We start from the raw sequence: 19,889 nt of genomic DNA, 5'->3' as shown, positions 1-19,889 counted from the left end.
ATGAGTGTCTCGGTCTGCCCCTGCGGCAGCGGCAATCTTCTCGACGCATGCTGCGGGCACTACCATGCCGGCACCCCGGCACCGGATGCCCAGGCACTGATGCGCTCGCGCTACAGCGCCTATGTGCTGGGGCTGGTGGATTACCTGGTAGCCACCACGCTTCCCGCCCAGCAGGCCGGGCTGGACCGTGCCGGCATTGCCGCCTGGAGTGCACAGAGCACCTGGCTGGGGTTGGAGGTGGAAAGCGCACAGGTCCTGGGCGGGCAGCCGGAGCATGCGTTCGTCACCTTCACCGCACGCTGGCACGACCAGCAGGGCGACCACCAGCACCGCGAGCGCTCGGCATTCGTACAGAACGGCGGGCGCTGGTACTTCATCGACCCGACCGTCGAGCTCAAGGCCGGACGCAACGACCCCTGCCCCTGTGCCAGCGGGCAGAAATTCAAGAAATGCTGCGCCAGCTACCTCGGTAATCAATGATGAATGCCCTGGCCCGCCTGCTCCTGCTCGGCCTCACCCTGGCCTTGCTGGGGGGCTGTGCGGGATGGGGCGGCAACCACTGGCGCGAGCCCGAGGTGCACCTGGTCAGGGTGGAAACCGTCAAGGCGCGCCTGCACCAGCAGGAGTTCGTCCTGCACCTGCGCATCGACAACCCCAACGACAGCCGCCTGTTCATCCGCAGCCTGTCGTACGCAATCCGGCTCAACGACCTGCTGCTGGTGCAGGACGAGACCAGTATCTGGCGCAGTGTCGGCGGCCATGCCCGGCGTACCTTCAAGATCACCGCGCGCACCAACCTGTGGCAGCACCTCAAGCCCCTCGCCAAGCTGCTGAAAAGCGGCGATCCGCTGCACTACACCCTGCAAGGCGAACTCAATACCGGCCTGATCAGTCAACGGGACCTGCACTTGTCGCGCAGTGGTGAGATAATCCCCGGCGATTTTCAACCGGAGTAACCCGCAATGACCCAGCAACCCCATGTCCATGGCCCCGACTGCAACCACGGTCACGATCATCACCATGATCATGACCACGGCCATGTGCACGGCCCGCACTGCAACCACGGCCACCAGGAACCGGTGCGCAACGCCCTGAAGGACGTCGGACGCAACGATCCATGCCCATGCGGCAGCGAGAAGAAATTCAAGAAGTGCCACGGCGCGTAACGCGGCTCCGGGTGGCGCTGCGTTTGCCGCTTGCAGCCCGACGCGCGCCGCCCTACCTTTAGCGCCTTTCCGACCCCGCCACGCCGCCCAGGAGCCCTCGTCATGGCCGCCCCCGTGTTTCCTCCCTTCCGCCCTCGGTTCGGCACCAGCGCCGTGCTGCTCGGCATGCTCGGGCTTGCCGGCTGCCAGATGGGCGGCTACCAGGACAGCGTGCCACCGACCACCGGCGTCCAGCCGCTCAAAGGCCTGGCGCAGAACGTCTCGGTACGGCGCAACGCCATCGGCGCACCACTGATCGAGAGCAGCAGTTTCCATGACGCGCTGTTCAGCCTCGGCTACGTCCATGCTGGCGACCGCATCGAACAGATGGTCGCCATGCGCCTGCTCGCCCAGGGGCGACTGGCCGAGATCGCGGGCAGCGAAGCCCTGGACATCGACCGCCTGATGCGCGCGGCCAACCTCAAGCAGAGCGCCGGCCAGCTGTATGCCGACGCCTCGCCGCGCCTGAAGCGCTTCTTCGAGGTCTATGCCCGCGGGGTCAACGCCTATCTGTTCCGCTACCGCGACAAGCTGCCGGCCGAACTCGCCCGCAGCGGCTATCGCCCCGAATACTGGAAGCCCGAAGACTCGGCGCTGATCTTCAGCCTCTATGCCTTCAGCCAGTCGGTGAACCTGCAGGAAGAACTCTCGGCCCTGACCCTGGCGCAGAAGATCGGCAGCGACAAGCTTGCCTGGCTGCTGCCCGGCGCACCCGACGAGCCTCTGGCCGAGGGCGAAACCGACAAGCTCAAGGGCATCAACCTGGCCAGCCAGATCCCCGGCCTGAACGACGTCGCCGCCGCCAGCCAGAAGCTTGCCGACCTCGACCTGCTGGGCAGCCCCGGCTCCTCGAACCTGGCCCTGGGCCCGCTGCGCAGCCGCAGCGGCAAGAGCCTGCTGGCCAGCGACAGCCGCGCCGCCTGGGCGCTGAGCCCGGTGCAGATCCATACCGGCAAGTACCAGGTCGCCGGCCTGTCGCTGCCCGGCCTGCCGATCGTGCTGGCCGGCTACAACGGCCAGCTGGCCTGGAGCAGCAGCGCGGTGATGGCCGACAACCAGGACTTGTTCCTCGAGCAACTGCGCCGCCAGGGCAGCCAACTCACCTACCTGGCCGACGGCAAGTGGCAGCCGGCCCGCGCGCGCAACGAAACCTTCTTCGTGCGCGGCCAGCGCCCGGTGCGCGAAGTGCTGTACGACACCCGCCACGGCACCCTGCTCGGACAACCCGGCAACGGCTATGGCCTGGCCCTGCACCTGCCGCAGCTCAAGGACGACAAAAGCCTCGATGCGCTGTTCGACCTTACCCGCGCCAGCAACATCGAACGTGCCTTCGACAGCACCCGCGAGATCGGCGCCGCTGCGCTGAACTTCGTCTTCGCCGAGCCCGAGCACATCGGCTGGCAGGTCAGCGGCCGCTACCCCAATCGCCGCGAAGGCCAGGGCCTGCTGCCCTCGCCGGGCTGGGACGGACGCTTCGACTGGGACGGTTTCGCCGATGCAATGCTTCACCCCTACGACCAGGATCCGCCCAGCGGCTGGATCGGCCATGCCAACCAACGTAGCCTGCCCAAGGGCTACGGCATGCAGTTGTCCAGCACCTGGTACTATCCCGAACGCGCCGAGCGCCTTGGCCAGTTGGCCGCCAACGGGCGTCATGACAGCCGCAGCCTGATGGCCCTGCAGAACGACCAGGTCACCCTGCTGGCCGACAAGCTCAAGCGCATGTTCGACGCCCCTGGCATGGCCCAGCCGCTCAAACAGGCCATCGATGCCCTGCCCGCCGAACAGCGCGACAAGGCCCGCGAAGCCCTCACCCGGCTCAAGGCCTTCGATGGCCGCCTGAGCCCGGTCTCGGCCGATGCGGCGCTGTACGAACTGTTCCTCCAGGCCGTCACCCGCCAGACCTTCCTCGACGAGCTCGGCCCCGAGTCCTCCCCGGCCTGGCAAGCGTTCGTCAGCAACGCCCGGCTGTCGTACTCGGCCCAGGCCGATCACCTGCTTGGCCGCGAAGACAGCCCGTTCTGGGATGACCGCAACACGCCGCAGAAAGAAGACAAACCGACCATCCTCGCCCGCAGCCTGGCCGCTGCAGTGGATGCCGGTGTCGCCCAGATGGGCGCCGACCGGCGTGCCTGGCAATGGGGCAAGCTTCACCAGTACCGCTGGCCCGCACCGAGCTACCACGGGCTCGGCGACAGCCTCAGCCGCGCGCCGATGGCCACTGGCGGTGACTTCAGCACCCTGGCCCTGACCCCTTACGCCTGGGGCAACGGTTTCGAAACCAGCCTGCCGGCCTCCGCGCGCATGGTCGTCGACTTCGGCCAGGCCGAACCGCTGCAGATCCTGACCAGCAGCGGTCAGTCCGGCAACCCGGCCAGCCCTCACTACGGTGACGGCCTGGACGCCTGGTTCAAGGGGCGCTTCATGAGCCTGCCGCTGCAACCACAGAACTTTGCCCGCGCCTATGGCAGCCAGCGCCTGACGCTGGTGCCGGGCAAGTAGGCAGTAACCCCGAGCGGCTCGTCCGGGCCGCTCGCCAGCACCACGCCATCCGAACTTCCAGGCCAGCGCTGCGCTCCTAACTGGTAACCCCAGCCAGCGCGAACGCCATGGACCTCGTCATCGCACGCCCCGAAGGGCTGTACTGCCCGCCCGGGAACTTCTACATCGACCCCTGGCGCCCGGTTGACCGTGCGGTGATCACCCATGGGCACGGCGACCATGCGCGCACCGGCAACGGCCATTACCTGTGCGCCGAGCCCGGCGCCGGTATCCTGCGCAGCCGTCTTGGCCAGGATATCGCCCTGCAGACCCTACCCTATGGGGAGCGTCTGCAGCATCACGGTGTCACCTTGAGCTTCCACCCTGCCGGCCATGTGCTTGGCTCGGCCCAGGTGCGCCTGGAATACCAGGGCCAGGTGTGGGTCGCCTCGGTCGACTACAAGGTTGAGCCCGACGGCACCTGCGCGCCGTTCGAGCCGGTGCGCTGCCACACCTTCATCACCGAATCCACCTTCGGCCTGCCGATCTATCGCTGGCCCTCGCAGGCCGAGGTGTTCAGCGGCATCAATGCCTGGTGGCGCGCCAATCGTGATCAGGGCAAGGCCTGCGTGCTGTTCTGCTACGCCTTCGGCAAGGCCCAGCGCATTCTCCACGGGCTGGACGCAGATATAGGGCCGATCGTAGTGCACGGCGCGGTCGAGCCGCTCAACCGCGTCTATCGCGAAGCCGGGATCGCCCTACCCGACACCCTGTACGCCGGAGATCTGCCACGCAACGACCCACGGCTGCGCGAAGCCCTGGTGCTGGCACCACCCTCGGCAGGTGGCAGTAGCTGGATGCGTCGTTTTGGCGACTACAGCGATGCCTTCGCCAGTGGCTGGATGCTGCTGCGTGGCACCCGGCGTCGGCGTGGCGTCGATCGCGGCTTCGTCCTATCCGACCATGCCGACTGGCCTGGCCTGTTGTGGGCGATCGGCGAAACCGGTGCCGAACGGGTAATGGTCACCCACGGCTCGGTCAACGTGCTGGTGCGCTACCTGTGCGAGCAGGGCCTGGACGCTCGGGCCTTCGCCACCGAATACGGCGAGGAAGACGACACGCCCCCGTCGGAGAGCGCCACATGAAGGCCTTCGCCGAACTCTACCTGCGCCTGGACGCCACCACTTCGAGCAACGCCAAGCTGCAGGCCCTGCGCGACTATTTCGCCCAGGCTCCCGCCGCCGATGCGGCCTGGGCGGTGTACTTCCTGGCCGGAGGCCGCCCGCGCCAACTGGTGCCGACCCGTCTGCTACGCGAGCTGGCCACACAGTTGGCAGACCTGCCCGACTGGCTGTTCGAAGAGAGCTACCAGGCTGTCGGCGACCTGGCCGAGACCATTTCCCTGCTGTTGCCCCAGCACCGACACGATACCGACGAGGGCCTGGCCCTGTGGGTCGAGCAGCACCTGCTGCCCTTGCGCGGGCAACCTGCGGACGAGGTGCGCCAGCGCTTGCCGGCACTGTGGGAACGGCTGGACCGCCCCAGCCTGATGCTGTGCCTGAAATTGATTACCGGCAGCTTCCGTGTCGGCGTCTCCAAGCTGCTGGTCACCCGGGCGCTGGCGCAGTTGTCGGGGCTGGATGCCAAGCGTGTAGCCCAGCGCCTGGTCGGCTACACCGACCTGGCTCATCGCCCCGTTGCTGAAAGCTACCTGAAGCTGATCGCCCCCGAGTCCGCCGACGAACACGCCCAGCGCGGCGGCCAGCCCTACCCGTTCTTTCTCGCCCACGCCCTGCAGGCGCCGCTGGAACAGTTCGAGACACTACTCGGCCCGGTCGAGGACTGGCAGGCGGAATGGAAGTGGGATGGCATCCGCGCCCAGGTCGTCAAGCGCGACGGCCAGTTGTGGATCTGGTCACGGGGCGAGGAACTGGTCACCGAGCGTTTTCCCGAATTGCACAGCCTGACAGAGACCTTGCCTGACGGCACCGTGCTCGATGGCGAGATTCTGGTATGGAAGCCTGGCATCTGCGACGACACCCTGGCGGTGCAGCCCTTTGCCCTGCTCCAGCAGCGCCTGGGCCGCAAGACCCTGGGCCGCAAGCTGCTGGCCGATGCGCCGGTGGTGCTGCAAGCCTACGACCTGCTGGAATGGCACGGCGAGGACTGGCGCAACCGCCTACAGCATGAGCGCCGCAGGCAACTGGAGCGCGTGCTGGTCGAACACCCCCTGGCCCCTGTGCGGCTTTCACCCCTGTTGCAGGCATCGAACTGGGCAGCCCTGGCCGAGCAACGCGAGCAGTCGCGCGAGTTCGGGGTGGAGGGGCTCATGCTGAAGAAGCGCGATGCCCTGTACGGCGTCGGCCGCACCAAGGACCTGGGCCTGTGGTGGAAATGGAAGGTCGACCCCTTCAGCGTCGATGCGGTACTGATCTACGCCCAGCGCGGCCATGGTCGACGCGCCAGCCTCTACAGCGACTACACCTTCGCCGTCTGGGATGCTCCACCAGGAGCAGCGCAACGCAACCTGGTGCCCTTCGCCAAAGCCTATTCAGGCTTGAGCGACGAAGAGATGCGCAAGGTCGATGCGATCATCCGCAAAACCACTGTGGACACCTTCGGCCCGGTGCGCAGCGTCACCCCGACGCTGGTCTTCGAGTTGGGTTTCGAAGGCATCGCCCTGTCCAAGCGACACAAGAGCGGCATCGCCGTGCGCTTCCCGCGCATGCTGCGCTGGCGGCTCGACAAACCGGTCGAGGAGGCCGACGACCTGGCCACCCTGCAGAGCTTGCTGGGCCCTGTATAACCAGGCCCGTGGCCGCTTCTGCGCACACCCGCATGCACAAATCCCTGGTTTATGCTTCTATTTCCAGTCGTCCACGTTCACAACCCAGCGCAGATCAGGCCCCCCATGCACCACTCGACCCACGAACTGCTGTCCCCCGTACCCGGCATCTGCCGCCAGTTGCACAGCTTTCATTTCGGCCCGCGCGGTGGCGGCAAGGTATACATCCAGGCATCGCTGCACGCTGACGAATTGCCCGGCATGCTGGTGGCCTGGCACCTCAAGCGGCGCTTGAACGAACTGCACCAGCAAGGCCTGCTGCGCCGCGAGGTGGTGCTGGTGCCAGTGGCCAACCCGGTGGGCCTGGAACAGGTGCTGCTGGACGCACCATTGGGGCGCTTCGAGTTGCAGAGTGGGGAAAACTTCAATCGCAATTTCGTCGACCTGTCCGACAGCATCGGCGACCAGATCGAAAGCCACCTCACGCAAGACCCGGCACGCAACCTCTCGCTGATCCGTGAATATCTACGCCGCGGGCTCGACAGCCACCCCGCCGTCACCCCCCTGCAATCCCAGCGCCTGGCCTTGCAGCGCCTGGCCTGCGATGCCGACATGGTGCTGGACCTGCACTGCGATTTCGAAGCCGTCGAACACCTCTACACCACTCCCGACGCCTGGCCCCAGGTCGAGCCGCTGGCACGCTACCTCGGCGCCCAGGCCAGCCTGCTGGCCACCGACTCCGGAGGGCAGTCGTTCGACGAATGCTTCAGCCTGGTGTGGTGGCAACTGCAGCAGCGTTTTGCCAAGCGTTTCCCGATCCCCATGGGCAGCCTCTCGGTGACCGTCGAGCTGCGCGGCCAGGCCGACGTCAACCACGAGCTGGCAAGCCAGGACTGCCAGGCAATCCTCGATTTCCTCACCCACAGCGGTGTGATCGAAGGTCAGCCCGCAGCATTGCCGCCGCTGCGCCACCCCGCCACCCCGCTGGCTGCCGTGGAGCCATTGATCGCACCGCTGGGCGGCCTGCTGGTGTTCCACGCAAAACCGGGGCAGTACCTGGAGCCTGGGCAACTGATCGCCGAGGTCATCGATCCGCTCAGCGACCGGGTGACCCCGATCCGCAACGTCCAGGGCGGGCTGCTCTACGCCCGCAGCGTCCGGCGCATGGCCACCACCGGCATGGTGATCGCCCATGTCGCAGGGGAAAAAGTCTGCCGCAGCGGCTATCTGCTGGCCAACTGATCCCGATCAAACCAAAGCACCTGCGGCCGGTCTGTAGAAGCACAGCCTTCGACGAGACCGGCCGCCGATGCCATCCCCTTCCGACCTCGCCAGCACCTGGTTTGCCTCCCGCAACTGGAAGCCGTTCGCCTTCCAGCGCAGCATCTGGGCGGCGATCCAGCGCGGCGAGTCGGGCCTGCTGCATGCCAGCACCGGCAGCGGCAAGACCTACGCCGTCTGGCTCGGCGCCCTGCGCGCTTTCGCACAGTTGCACGACGTACGCCGACCGGCGCCACTCCAAGTGCTGTGGATCACACCGATGCGCGCCCTGGCCAGCGATACCGCGCGCGCGCTGCAAGCACCGCTGGACGAATTGGGGCTGAACTGGACCATCGGCGTACGCAGCGGTGATACCACCAGTGCCGAACGTGCACGCCAGGCCCGGCGCCTGCCCAGCACGCTGGTCACCACTCCCGAAAGCCTCACCCTGCTGCTCACCCGCGAACAGGCTGCCGCCGACTTCGCCAGCCTGCGCCTGGTGGTGGTCGATGAATGGCACGAACTGCTCGGCAACAAGCGCGGCGTGCAGTTGCAACTGGCCCTGGCCCGGCTGCGGCGCTGGCAACCGCAACTGGTGGTGTGGGGGCTGTCGGCCACACTGGGCAACCTGCCGCACGCCCTTGAGGTCTTGCTGCCTGCAGGCGGGCGACTGGTTCAGGGCCGTCAGGACAAGCGCATCCTGGTCGACACCCTGGTGCCGAGCGCGATCGAACGCTTCCCCTGGGCCGGCCACATGGGGCTGAAGATGCTCCCTCAGGTCAGCGCCGAGATCGCGGCCAGCGCCAACAGCCTGGTGTTCACCAACACCCGCGCCCAGGCCGAGCTCTGGTACCAGGCCCTGCTCGAGGCGCATCCCGAGTGGGCGGGACTGATCGCTCTGCATCACGCATCGCTTGCCCGGCACGCCCGTGACTGGGTCGAGCGCAGCCTCAAGCAGGGCACGCTGAAGGCGGTGATCTGCACCTCAAGCCTCGACCTGGGTGTGGATTTCCTGCCCGTCGAACGCGTCCTGCAGATTGGCTCGGCCAAAGGCATCGCCCGCCTGCTGCAACGTGCAGGCCGCTCTGGGCACGCACCTGGGCGTACCTCGCGGGTGACCCTGGTACCAACCCACAGCCTTGAACTGGTGGAAGCGGCCGCAGCACGCCAGGCGCTGGCTTCCGGGCATATCGAGGCACGCTATTCGCCGCGCCTGAGCATGGACGTGCTGGTCCAGCACCTGGTCAGCATGGCGCTGGGCAGTGGTTTCCGACCGGCCGAACTGTTCGAGGAGGTTCGCAGCACCTGGGCTTTTCGCGATCTCGAAGAGAGCCAGTGGCAATGGGCACTGTCATTTGTGCGCAATGGCGGCAGCTCGCTGACCGCCTACCCGGACTACCAGCGCGTCGCAGCGCACCCCGACGGCATCTGGCGCGTGGCCAGCGAGCGCCTCGCCCGGCGTCATCGTCTGGGTATCGGCACCATCGTCAGCGACGCCAGCCTGCAGTTGAAGTACTGGAGCAAAGGGGGCGGTGGCAAGTCGCTGGGCAGCGTGGAGGAATCTTTCATTGCCCGTCTCAAGCCCGGTGACGCGCTATTGTTCGGCGGACGTATCCTGGAGCTGGTAAGGGTCGAGAACATGACCGCCTACGTGCGCCGCAGCACCGCGCGCAAAGCAGCGATAGCACGCTGGAATGGCGGACGCATGCCGCTGTCGAGCGAGCTGGCGCAGGCGCTGGTCGAGCGTCTGGATGCTGCTGCCCACGGCCGCTACGAAGGCGCGGAAATGCATGCCGTTCGCTCCTTGCTGACACTTCAGGCAAGCTGGTCCGCCCTGCCCACCCAGCGCACATTGCTGGCCGAAACCCTGCACTCGCGCCAGGGCTGGCACCTGTTTCTCTATCCCTTTGCCGGGCGCATGGCCAATCTGGGCCTTGCCAACCTGATCGCCTGGCGGGTCAGCCGCGTGCAGCCGCTGTCGGTATCGATCGCGGTCAATGACTACGGCTTCGAACTGCTCGCAGCAAGCCCTGTAGACTGGGCCGCGCACTTGCCCGCCGCACTGGCTGCGGACAATTTGCTGGAAGATGTACTGGCCAGCCTGAATGCTGGCGAGATGGCATTGCGGCGCTTTCGTGAAATTGCCCAGATCGCCGGGCTGATATTCGGCGGCTATCCCGCCGCGCAGAAAAGCACGCGCCAGCTCCAGGCCTCCAGCGGTCTGTTCTACGAAGTGTTTCGCAAGCATGACGCTGGCAATCTGCTGCTGGGCCAGGCGCGTGACGAGGTGCTGCGTGAAGAGCTGGAGATCGAGCGCCTGCATCAGCAGTTGCAGAAAATGGCAGGATTGCGCCTCGATCTGCACGCATTGCGCCGGCCCGGGCCGCTGGCCTTCGCCCTATTGGTCGAGGGCATGCGCGAAACCCTGAGCACGGAAAAACTGGCAGACCGCATCGCCCGGATGGTGGCGGACCTCGAAAAGGCGGCGAGCCGAACCATGAGCGACCTTGCGGGGACTGAACGGAGGAAATCCTGAACTTGCACCACCTGGCGATCGAACATTGCGGCGAAACGCTATGGCTGTTACCTGGAAAAGCGCTCTACTGGCCAGCCCGGCGCGCCCTTCTGGTTGCCGACCTGCACATTGGCAAGGCTGCCAGCTACCGCGCCCTGCACCAGCCGGTGCCACGCGGCACTACCCAGGCGACCTTGGATCGCCTGGACACGCTCTTGCAGCATTACGATTGCCAGCAGTTGATCGTGCTCGGCGACTTTCTCCACGCCCGTACTGCGCGAGCACCTGCCACCCTAGCCCATGTAGCTGCATGGCGCGAACGGCACCCAGGGTTACGGGTGGTCCTGGTGCGAGGCAATCACGACCGTCATGCTGGCGATCCGCCGCAGGAGCTGGCTATCGAAGTCGTCGACGAACCGTTGCTACTGCCGCCATTCGCGCTACAGCACGAGACCAGCGCTCACCCTGAGCATCCGGTGATCGCAGGCCATGTCCATCCGGCGTGCGTGCTGCGCGGTCGTGGCCGCCAACGCCTGCGCCTGGAGTGCTTCATGTTCCACCCAAAGGTCAGCCTGCTGCCGGCGTTCGGCGAATTCACCGGCGGTTGGACGGTGCAACCAGAGCCCGGCGCCCGCCTGTTCGTCGTGGGCGATCAACGGGTCTGGGCAGTGCCGGCCTGATCAGGCGACTGGCGCTGGAGGCGGCTCGTCGGGCAAGGTCGGCTCGCCCGGCTCCATCGGCGGGTGCTCGCCAGGCTCGGGGGGTTGCGGGGTATCGGGATCAGGCTGGTGCGGGACGCCACCGGCGTGCAAATCCGTCGGCGGATGCGGGTGCGCGAGCAGAGTCCAGGCCATCATGCCGATCTGGTTCGGCTGCAGGACGGCCAGCTTCGCGCTGATTGCAGGATCGAGTTTCATGGGCTGCTCCTGACGAGGGCCGGCGTACGTCATGCACGCCGGGGACTTACCTCGTTGGAGTGGCAAAAGGGAAACTAATTCCCCCGGCTCGTCGGCTCAGGTACGTGGCAGCGTTACGCCGCGCTGGCCCTGGTATTTGCCGCCGCGATCCTTGTACGACACTTCGCATTCTTCATCGGACTGCAGGAACAGCATCTGCGCCACGCCTTCGTTGGCGTAGATCTTCGCCGGCAGTGTGGTGGTGTTGGAGAACTCGAGGGTGACGTGCCCCTCCCACTCCGGCTCCAGGGGGGTGACGTTGACGATGATGCCGCAGCGGGCATAGGTGCTCTTGCCCAGGCAGATGGTCAGGACATCGCGTGGAATGCGGAAGTACTCGACGGTACGGGCCAGGGCGAAGGAGTTCGGCGGGATGATGCAGACGTCGCTCTTGATGTCGACGAAGCTGCCGGCGTCGAAATTCTTCGGATCGACGGTGGCCGAATTGATGTTGGTGAACACCTTGAATTCATCGGCGCAGCGCACGTCGTAGCCGTAGCTCGAGACGCCGAAGGAGATGACTCGGCTGTCCTGTTCGCCACGCACCTGGCGCTCGACGAACGGCTCGATCATGCCGTGTTCCTGCGCCATGCGGCGAATCCACTTGTCCGATTTGATGCTCATGGCGGGATGTCCTGAAAGTACGAGGTGAAAAAACGAGATGCGCATCTTACCGGTCCTGGCCTGCGCGTTAAAGTTCCGCGCCCTATCCCGCGCCGGACGGGGGCTGGGCCACCCGTCGATCCGAATTTCATCAAAGCCGCTGTTGGCCATTGGCAGCTTGCGGAAAGTGGGGTAAGGTGGCGCCACTGTGCTGCACGTGACACCGAGAATCTGTTTGATGCACGATCCTGATCGGCCCATCGCTGAATTTTCCGCTCTCTTTGCACTCAGTCCCGGCCAGGGCAATTCCTGAGCCGAAATCTACTTTGTCCAAGGAGACAGACACATGTCCAATCGCCAATCCGGTGTTGTTAAGTGGTTCAACGATGAGAAGGGCTACGGCTTCATCACTCCTCAGTCGGGTGACGATCTGTTCGTACACTTCAAAGCCATCCAGGCTGACGGCTTCAAAACCCTGAAAGAAGGCCAGGCTGTTACTTTCGTCGCTACCCGCGGCCAGAAAGGCATGCAGGCTGAAGAAGTTCAAATCGCCTAAGTCGATTTAGCTTCCTCGCTTTCAAAAAAAACCCGCCTTCCGGCGGGTTTTTTTGTGCCCCAATGCAGGAGCGGCCAGCAGCGGATCAATCCTCGCTGATGGTAATGCTCGGCATTGCCGGCGCCGCCGCTTCCTGCAGCACGATCCGAGCGCCCACCTGGCGGGCCAGCTCCTGGTAGACCATGGCAATCTGGCTTTCCGGCTCGGCGATCGCAGTCGGCTTGCCGCTGTCGGCCTGCTCGCGAATCAGCATCGACAACGGCAACGACGCCAGCAACTCGACACCATACTGCGCCGCCAGCTTCTCACCGCCGCCTTCACCGAACAGGTGCTCGGCATGGCCGCAGTTCGAGCAGATGTGCACCGCCATGTTCTCCACCACACCGAGCACCGGGATGTTGACCTTGCGGAACATCTCCACACCCTTCTTCGCATCCAGCAGCGCCAGGTCCTGCGGGGTAGTGACGATCACGGAACCGGCTACCGGCACCTTCTGCGCCAGGGTCAGTTGAATGTCGCCAGTGCCCGGCGGCATGTCGATCACCAGGTAGTCGAGGTCGTCCCAGGCGGTCTGGGTCACCAGTTGCAACAGGGCGCCGGAAACCATCGGGCCGCGCCAGACCATCGGCGTGTTGTCATCGGTCAGAAACGCCATCGACATCACTTCGACGCCATGGGCCTTGATCGGCACGAACCACTTCTGCTCGCGCACCTGCGGGCGGGTGCCTTCGGGGATCCCGAACATCACGCCCTGGCTTGGGCCGTAGATGTCCGCATCGAGGATACCGACCCGCGCGCCCTCGCGCGCCAGGGCCAAGGCCAGGTTGGCGGCAGTGGTCGATTTGCCGACACCGCCCTTGCCAGAGGCCACGGCAATGACATTCTTCACATTGGCCAGCGCAGGCACCTGGGCCTGGGCCTTGTGCGTGGCGATCAGCGTGTCGATGCTCACCTGTGCTGCCGTCACGCCTTCGAGGTTCTCGATCGCCGTCTGCAGCACCTGGGCCCAGCCATTTCGAAACAGTGCAGCGGCATAGCCCAGTTGCAACTGCACGCTGACCTGCCCGTCCTGGATGTCGATCGCGCGCACGCAACCGGCGCTGACCGGATCCTGGTTCAGGTAGGGGTCGGTGTACTGGCGAAGCACGCCTTCAATGGCGGCACGTGTGACGGCACTCATGGAGACTCCCGTGGCATTCCGAAAAAGTGAATCAGGCGCCTATGCTAACCCGTCAACCGTCAGCAGATGCGTCTGCGGGGTGAAATATATTTCCCAGCCCTTTATAGTGGCCGATCACCCTCAATTTTTACCCGTCGCCAGATAAGTAGCCGAGCCACCATGTCAGAGCCACGCCAGATTCTCGTCACCAGCGCCCTGCCCTATGCCAATGGATCCATCCATCTTGGCCATATGCTTGAGTACATCCAGACGGACATGTGGGTACGCTTCCAGAAAATGCGTGGCAACCAGTGCATCTACGTCTGCGCCGACGACGCCCACGGTTCGGCGATCATGCTGCGCGCAGAGAAAGAAGGCATCACGCCCGAGCAGTTGATCGCCAACGTCCAGGCCGAGCACAGCAGTGACTTCGCCGACTTCCTGGTCGAGTTCGATAACTTCCACTCCACCCACAGCGAAGAGAACCGCGAGCTGTCGAGCCTGATCTACACGCGCCTGCGTGAAGCCGGGCACATCGCCAATCGCTCCGTGACCCAGTACTACGACCCCGAGAAGGGCATGTTCCTGGCCGACCGTTTCATCAAGGGCACCTGCCCGAAGTGCGGGACCGAGGACCAGTACGGCGACAACTGCGAAAAATGCGGCGCCACCTACGCCCCCACCGAGCTGAAGAACCCCAAGTCGGCGATTTCCGGTGCCACGCCGGTACTGCGCGACTCCCAGCACTTCTTCTTCAAGCTGCCCGATTTCCAGGCCATGCTGCAGCAGTGGACCCGCAGCGGCACCTTGCAGGACGCGGTCGCCAACAAACTCGCCGAGTGGCTGGATTCCGGTCTGCAGGAGTGGGACATTTCCCGAGACGCACCGTACTTCGGCTTCGAGATTCCCGGCGAGCCGGGCAAGTACTTCTATGTCTGGCTGGATGCGCCGATCGGCTACATGGCGAGCTTCAAGAACCTCTGTGACCGCCGTCCGGAGCTGGACTTCGACGCGTTCTGGAACGAAGGCTCCAAGGCCGAGCTGTACCACTTCATCGGCAAGGACATCGTCAACTTCCACGCCCTCTTCTGGCCCGCCATGCTCGAAGGCGCAGGCTTCCGCAAGCCGACCGCCGTCAACGTACACGGCTACCTGACCGTCAACGGCGCGAAGATGTCCAAGTCGCGCGGCACCTTCATCAAGGCGCGCACCTACCTCGACCACCTGCAGCCCGAATACCTGCGCTATTACTATGCCGCGAAGCTGGGCCGCGGGGTCGACGACCTCGACCTGAACCTCGAGGACTTCGTGCAGAAGGTCAACTCCGACCTGGTCGGCAAGGTGGTCAACATTGCCAGCCGCTGCGCAGGCTTCATCCACAAGGGCAACGAAGGCGTAATGGTTGCCGGCGACGCCGCACCGGAGCTGACCGAAGCCTTCCTGGCCGCCGCACCGTCGATCGCCGAAGCCTACGAGGCCCGTGACTTTGGCCGCGCCATGCGCGAAATCATGGCCCTGGCCGACCGCGCCAACGCCTGGATCGCCGACAAGGCACCGTGGTCGCTGGCCAAGCAGGAAGGCAAGCAGGATGAAGTCCAGGCCATCTGCGCCCAGGGTATCAACCTGTTCCGCCAACTGGTGATCTTCCTCAAGCCGGTACTTCCTGTGCTGGCTGCCGACGCCGAGGCATTCCTCAACGTCGCACCGCTCGAGTGGAACGACCTGCAGTCGCGCCTGGAAAACCACAAGCTGAACCCGTTCAAGGCCCTGATGAGCCGCATCGAGCCGGCCAAGGTCGAAGCCATGGTCGCCGCCAGCAAGGAAGACCTGCTGGCCGCCGAAGCCAAGGCACCAGCCGGCAACGGCGAGCTGAGCAAGGACCCGCTGTCGGCCGAGATCGAGTTCGACACCTTCGCCGCCGTCGACCTGCGCGTGGCGCTGATCGTCAAGGCCGAGGCCGTGGCCGGTGCCGACAAGCTGCTGCAACTCACCCTCGACATCGGCGACGAGCGTCGCAACGTGTTCTCCGGCATCAAGTCGGCGTACCCGGACCCCTCGAAGCTCGAAGGCCGTCTGACCATGATGGTGGCCAACCTCAAACCTCGGAAAATGCGCTTTGGTGTTTCCGAGGGCATGGTCATGGCCGCCGGCCCTGGCGGCGAAGAGATCTACCTGCTGAGCCCGGACAGCGGCGCCAAGCCCGGTCAGCGCATCAAGTAAGGCCCGCTTGCCCTGGGGATCGTCCTGTGATCCCCAGGCTTGCCTCCCCTCTTTGGGCATTTCCAATGCCTGCCCCCTTGCCGGATAATCGTTCCATCCCCGGCCCTCGGCACCTCCATGAGCGATTTCGTCCTGGTTCTGGTCAGCGCTGCGCTGGTCAATCACCTGATCCTGCACAGCGGCACGCCCGACCGCGCACGCCTGCACCTGCTTGGCCTAAGCAGCGCACTGTCGATGCTGTTGCTGGTGCCCGCGGCCCTGTTGCTGCGCCAGCCGCAGTTCGAAGGCCTGGAACCGCTGCTGGGCTTGTCATGGCTGGCAGTGCTGGCGTGGGGCATCCCGACGGCATTGACGCGCTTGCGCCCTCATTGGCCTACACAGAATCTGCCAACGCTGCTGCTGAGCAATGTCGCGGTGCTAGGCTTGCTGTTGCACATGGCCACATCGCAATCCCGTCCAGCCGCCACTGTCGCCTGGGCGCTGGGCCTGGGAATGGGGTTCTGGCTGGCACTGGCACTGTTCGACGACCTGCGCCAACGTCTCGATCATCCTGATGCGCCCCGCGCCTTTCGCGGCCTGCCGATCGAACTGATAGGCGCCGGGATCATGGCCATGGCCTTTTCCGGCTTCAACGGACTGTTCACACAATGAACCTGATTCAACGCATCGACGCCCTGCTACCGCAGACCCAGTGTGGCAAATGCGATCACGCAGGCTGCCGGCCTTACGCAGAAGGCCTGGCGGCGGGCGAAGCGATCAACAAATGCCCGCCTGGCGGCAGCGAAACCATTGCCGCCCTGGCCCAACTGCTGCTGGTGCCAGTGATCGCCCCGGACCCCGAGCGCCGTGCAGCGCCTGCGCAGGTCGCGTTCATCCGCGAAGCCGAGTGCATCGGCTGCACCAAGTGCATACAGGCCTGCCCGGTAGATGCCATCGTTGGCGCCAGCAAGCTTATGCATACCGTGATCGCCAGCGAATGCACCGGCTGCGACCTGTGCCTGGCGCCCTGCCCGGTCGATTGCATCGAGCTGCTGCCACTGCCGGACAACCTGGTGCCGATCGTTGGCGGACTGGCGCAGACCGCCGAGCACCTGATCGCGCGCAGCCATCGTCGCAATCAGGCACGACTGCGCCACGAGCAACGAGCCGCACGTCTGCAGCGCGAAGAGACACGACGCCAGGCCGAGCGCCAAGCCCGGGCTCAGCGCAGCACCGACGCCCAAGGGACTGCCCAGGAAAGCGCACTGAAGCGGGCCAAGGTCGCGGCGGCGATGAGCCGCGCGCAGTTGAACGCTGCACGTAGCGCCCTGGGCGCGACAGCGGACCAGACACAGCTTGCGCAAATCCAGCGACTGGAGGCGGCAGCGCAAGAAGCGCAGCAACAGCTGGACGTTCTGCTGGCCGGACCGGGCCATGCAGGCGCCTGACCGCCGACAGCGCAACGCCATGGGCCTTGTGCTGCTGGCCTGTGTTCCCGGCCTGTTGTGCCTGCTCTGGCTGCAGGGTTGGGGCGTGCTGTTCAACCTGCTGCTGTGCAGCGCAACAGCACTGACCTGCGAATCGCTCTCGCTGTATCTGCGTGGTCAGCCAATACGCCCCTTCCTCAGCGATGGCAGCGCCCTGGTCAGCGCCGTGCTACTGGCAATCGCCCTGCCCGCACTGGCGCCCTGGTGGCTGCCGATAACCGCTGCGCTGGTGGCGATCACCTTGGGCAAGCACGTATTCGGCGGCGTCGGCCGCAATCCCTTCAACCCGGCCATGCTGGGATACGCCTTCGTGCTGCTGAGTTTCCCGCTGCAGATGACCCACTGGCCGGCGGGCCACCTCGACCTGACCGACAGCCTGAGCCTGGTGTTCGGCCACGGCACGCAGATCGATGCCTGGGCCCGCCCCACGGTACTCGACGTGCTGCGCCACAACCGCAGCCTGACCCTCGACGAGCTGTTCGCCAGTAACTCAGGCTTCGGTAACCTCGGTGGGCGCGCCAGCGAATGGATCAATCTAGCGTTCCTGCTGGGCGGCGTGTTCCTGCTGCAGCGTCGCGTATTCAGCTGGCATGCCCCAGCGGGACTGTTGGGTGGGTTGCTGGTCGTCAGCCTGCTGTGCTGGAACGGTTCAGGGTCGGACTCCCACGGCTCACCGTTGCTGCACCTGTTCAGCGGATCGACCATGCTTGCAGCCTTCTTCATCGCCACCGAGCCGGTGTCCGGCCCTCGCCTGCCGCTGGCCCGTCTGCTATTCGGCATCGGCTGCGGATTGCTGATCTACTTGATTCGCACTTGGGGCAACTACCCGGACGGCACGGCCTTCGCAGTGCTGCTGATGAACCTGGGAGCACCGGCGCTCGATCGCATTGCAGCCCGACGCCAGGCACTCGCCTCATGAACGCCAGAGTGCGCGACCTGCTCTTGCTTGCCTTGGTCACTACCCTGGCCGTTGCCGCCACCCTGGCCTGGCGGCAGTGGACCGCGGCCCCCATTGCCGATGCCGCACGAGAGCTGCAAGAACAACAATGGCTCGCGGTGCTGCCCCCGCAACGGTACGACAACGCTCCCCTGCAAGCGCCTCTGCCCATCGCCAGCGCTCAACTGCAGCACAGTCAGCTACTGGGCGGCTACCGCGCAACCCTCGCCGGTACGACCAGTGCCATCGTGCTGCGCAGCCAGATCCAGGGGTATGCGGGGCCCATCATGCTGTCGATCGCCATCGATCCCAATGGCCGCCTGATCGCTACCCGGGTGCTGATGCAGGAAGAAAGCCCAGGGCTTGGCGGTCAACTTGGCGACCCCGCGAGCCACTGGCTTGAGCAATTCGACCGGCAGGGCGCAGCGGCCAACTGGGCGCTGAAGCGCGATAAGGGCGACTTCGACCAGTTGGCAGGTGCCACCGTCACCTCACGCGCAGTAATGGCGGCCTTGCAGGACGCTCTGCGCTACTTCGATGCACAGCGCAGCAGCCTGTTGGAGCACACCAGCGATGAATAGATTCTGGCTCCTGGGCAGTGCCCTGGCTCCCCTGCTGGGCGCCACCCAGACCCTGGCGAACGCGCTGGCAATGGGATTGTCCGCCCTGTTGCTGGTACTCGGCCACCAGGCGCTGATGCGACATCTGCACCGCATGATCGGCGCGCCGCGGATTATCGCCAGCCTGATACTCGCCGCCGCCCTGGCGAGCTGCCTGCAATTGGGCCTGAACGCCTGGGCCCTGCCCCTTGCCCTGAGCCTCGGCCATTACCCTGCCCTGCTGAGCCTGCACTGCCTCGCGGTGGATGCGCTGGCACCGCACCCTGGACGCTGGTCGGCGCTCATCCGGCACCTGCTTGGCCTGACGGGCCTGTGCCTGATACTGGGCGCCTGCCGCCAATGGCTGGGACAGACTGCCGGCATCCACCTGGCGAACCTGACACCCGGCGCATTGATACTGCTCGGCCTGCTCCTGGCCTTGTACAATCGCCTGCGTCCGGCCCCTGCCACCTCAAGCCGTCAAGGAACGCTTTGACCCCATGAATGCCGCCAAACGCCTGGAGATCTTCCGCAGGCTGCACGAAGACAATCCTGAACCCAAAACCGAACTGGCCTATACCACGCCCTTCGAATTGCTGATCGCCGTCATCCTTTCCGCACAGGCAACGGATGTCAGCGTCAACAAGGCGACCGCGCGGCTCTACCCTATCGCCAATACGCCCGAGGCTATTTATGCCCTGGGGGTTGAGGGTTTGAGCGAATACATCAAGACCATCGGCCTTTACAACAGCAAGGCGAAGAACGTCATCGAGACCTGCCGCTTGCTGATAGAGCAACACGGCAGCGAAGTCCCGCAAACCCGGGAAGCACTCGAAGCACTGCCCGGCGTGGGGCGCAAAACGGCGAACGTGGTGCTCAATACAGCCTTCCGCCAACTGGCCATGGCGGTCGATACGCACATCTTCCGCGTCAGCAATCGCACCGGCATCGCGCCGGGCAAGACGGTACTGGAGGTCGAGAGGAAGCTGCTGAAATTCGTACCAAGGGATTACCTGCTCGACGCCCACCACTGGCTCATCCTCCACGGCCGCTATGTCTGCCAGGCCCGCAAGCCACGCTGCGGCAGCTGCAGGATCGAAGACTTGTGCGAGTACAGGGGCAAGACCTCTGACGATTGAGGCAATAG

19 protein-coding genes and 1 pseudogene are annotated in these 19,889 nt (G+C 65.2%); 17 read left to right on the top strand and 3 right to left on the bottom strand.

What is annotated here, in order from left to right:
- The 9 genes from HU748_RS13895 (at window position 1) to pdeM (ending at window position 10,926) form a co-directional block, all read left to right on the top strand.
- Window positions 1-480, top strand: coding sequence for a YchJ family protein (locus HU748_RS13895; protein WP_186720728.1), 480 nt, complete (start codon window positions 1-3; stop codon window positions 478-480).
- The gene (locus tag HU748_RS13890; protein WP_186720726.1) at window positions 480-956 is read left to right on the top strand and encodes an LEA type 2 family protein; all 477 of its coding nucleotides are present in this window, start codon (window positions 480-482) and stop codon (window positions 954-956) included. The genes HU748_RS13895 and HU748_RS13890 overlap by 1 nt, the downstream gene beginning before the upstream one ends.
- 6 nt (window positions 957-962) lie before the next feature.
- Window positions 963-1,166 (top strand): SEC-C metal-binding domain-containing protein, encoded by a 204-nt coding sequence (locus HU748_RS13885; RefSeq protein ID WP_012313055.1) that lies wholly within the window; start codon window positions 963-965, stop codon window positions 1,164-1,166.
- A 102-nt stretch (window positions 1,167-1,268) separates the two neighbouring features.
- Window positions 1,269-3,707, top strand: a complete 2,439-nt coding sequence (locus HU748_RS13880) for a penicillin acylase family protein (protein ID WP_186720724.1) — start codon at window positions 1,269-1,271, stop codon at window positions 3,705-3,707.
- Between the two features lie 107 nt (window positions 3,708-3,814).
- Window positions 3,815-4,831, top strand: a complete 1,017-nt coding sequence (locus HU748_RS13875) for a ligase-associated DNA damage response exonuclease (RefSeq protein WP_186720722.1) — start codon at window positions 3,815-3,817, stop codon at window positions 4,829-4,831.
- Window positions 4,828-6,492 carry an ATP-dependent DNA ligase gene (locus tag HU748_RS13870; protein ID WP_186720720.1) on the top strand — a complete coding sequence of 555 codons (1,665 nt, stop codon included), beginning with the start codon at window positions 4,828-4,830 and terminating at the stop codon, window positions 6,490-6,492. The genes HU748_RS13875 and HU748_RS13870 overlap by 4 nt, the downstream gene beginning before the upstream one ends.
- Before the next feature lie 105 nt (window positions 6,493-6,597).
- Window positions 6,598-7,713 (top strand): succinylglutamate desuccinylase/aspartoacylase family protein, encoded by a 1,116-nt coding sequence (locus HU748_RS13865; RefSeq protein WP_186711179.1) that lies wholly within the window; start codon window positions 6,598-6,600, stop codon window positions 7,711-7,713.
- A 67-nt stretch (window positions 7,714-7,780) separates the two neighbouring features.
- Window positions 7,781-10,267, top strand: coding sequence for a ligase-associated DNA damage response DEXH box helicase (locus tag HU748_RS13860; protein WP_186720718.1), 2,487 nt, complete (start codon window positions 7,781-7,783; stop codon window positions 10,265-10,267).
- A 2-nt stretch (window positions 10,268-10,269) separates the two neighbouring features.
- Complete coding sequence (gene pdeM, locus HU748_RS13855) at window positions 10,270-10,926, top strand: ligase-associated DNA damage response endonuclease PdeM (RefSeq protein ID WP_186720716.1); 657 nt, start codon at window positions 10,270-10,272, stop codon at window positions 10,924-10,926.
- Here the strand turns inward: pdeM and HU748_RS13850 are convergent, their stop codons facing one another.
- Both HU748_RS13850 and dcd read right to left on the bottom strand, forming a co-directional pair.
- Window positions 10,927-11,163: a hypothetical protein gene (locus HU748_RS13850; RefSeq protein WP_054891778.1), complete on the bottom strand. Its 237-nt coding sequence runs from the start codon at window positions 11,161-11,163 to the stop codon at window positions 10,927-10,929. It lies immediately after the preceding gene.
- Between the two features lie 96 nt (window positions 11,164-11,259).
- Window positions 11,260-11,826, bottom strand: a complete 567-nt coding sequence (gene dcd / locus HU748_RS13845; RefSeq protein ID WP_003258001.1) for a dCTP deaminase — start codon at window positions 11,824-11,826, stop codon at window positions 11,260-11,262.
- 325 nt (window positions 11,827-12,151) lie between these two features.
- On the opposite strand from dcd, the gene HU748_RS13840 reads away from it, so the two are divergent.
- Entirely contained in the window at window positions 12,152-12,361 is a 210-nt protein-coding gene (locus HU748_RS13840; protein ID WP_003254922.1) for a cold-shock protein, read from the top strand.
- A gap of 85 nt (window positions 12,362-12,446) precedes the next feature.
- On the opposite strand, the gene apbC is transcribed toward HU748_RS13840, so the two are convergent.
- Window positions 12,447-13,541 (bottom strand): iron-sulfur cluster carrier protein ApbC, encoded by a 1,095-nt coding sequence (gene apbC, locus HU748_RS13835; RefSeq protein ID WP_186668500.1) that lies wholly within the window; start codon window positions 13,539-13,541, stop codon window positions 12,447-12,449.
- A 159-nt stretch (window positions 13,542-13,700) separates the two neighbouring features.
- Here apbC and metG point away from each other — a divergent pair, with 159 nt between their 5' ends.
- The 7 genes and pseudogenes from metG (at window position 13,701) to nth (ending at window position 19,881) form a co-directional block, all read left to right on the top strand.
- Window positions 13,701-15,740 carry a methionine--tRNA ligase gene (gene metG / locus HU748_RS13830; protein WP_186711508.1) on the top strand — a complete coding sequence of 680 codons (2,040 nt, stop codon included), beginning with the start codon at window positions 13,701-13,703 and terminating at the stop codon, window positions 15,738-15,740.
- Window positions 15,741-15,857: 117 nt separating this feature from the next.
- On the top strand, window positions 15,858-16,391 hold the full coding sequence (locus HU748_RS13825; RefSeq protein WP_186668502.1) for an Rnf-Nqr domain containing protein: 534 nt from the start codon (window positions 15,858-15,860) through the stop codon (window positions 16,389-16,391).
- A pseudogene (locus HU748_RS13820) lies at window positions 16,388-17,131 on the top strand (RnfABCDGE type electron transport complex subunit B); the annotation flags it as partial. The gene HU748_RS13825 and the pseudogene HU748_RS13820, both read left to right, overlap by 4 nt.
- Window positions 17,132-17,153: 22 nt before the next feature.
- Window positions 17,154-18,125: an RnfABCDGE type electron transport complex subunit D gene (locus tag HU748_RS13815; protein WP_186720714.1), complete on the top strand. Its 972-nt coding sequence runs from the start codon at window positions 17,154-17,156 to the stop codon at window positions 18,123-18,125.
- The gene (locus HU748_RS13810; RefSeq protein ID WP_186711509.1) at window positions 18,122-18,724 is read left to right on the top strand and encodes an RnfABCDGE type electron transport complex subunit G; all 603 of its coding nucleotides are present in this window, start codon (window positions 18,122-18,124) and stop codon (window positions 18,722-18,724) included. The genes HU748_RS13815 and HU748_RS13810 overlap by 4 nt, the downstream gene beginning before the upstream one ends.
- Window positions 18,717-19,238 (top strand): Rnf-Nqr domain containing protein, encoded by a 522-nt coding sequence (locus tag HU748_RS13805; RefSeq protein WP_186720713.1) that lies wholly within the window; start codon window positions 18,717-18,719, stop codon window positions 19,236-19,238. The genes HU748_RS13810 and HU748_RS13805 overlap by 8 nt, the downstream gene beginning before the upstream one ends.
- A gap of 4 nt (window positions 19,239-19,242) precedes the next feature.
- Entirely contained in the window at window positions 19,243-19,881 is a 639-nt protein-coding gene (gene nth / locus HU748_RS13800) for an endonuclease III (RefSeq protein WP_186720712.1), read from the top strand.
- The last annotated feature ends 8 nt before the right edge of the window (window positions 19,882-19,889 follow it).

The organism is Pseudomonas sp. RW3S2 (assembly GCF_014268955.1).
Lineage (GTDB): Bacteria > Pseudomonadota > Gammaproteobacteria > Pseudomonadales > Pseudomonadaceae > Aquipseudomonas > Aquipseudomonas wayambapalatensis.
This window is presented reverse-complemented; position numbering and strand designations above follow the sequence as displayed.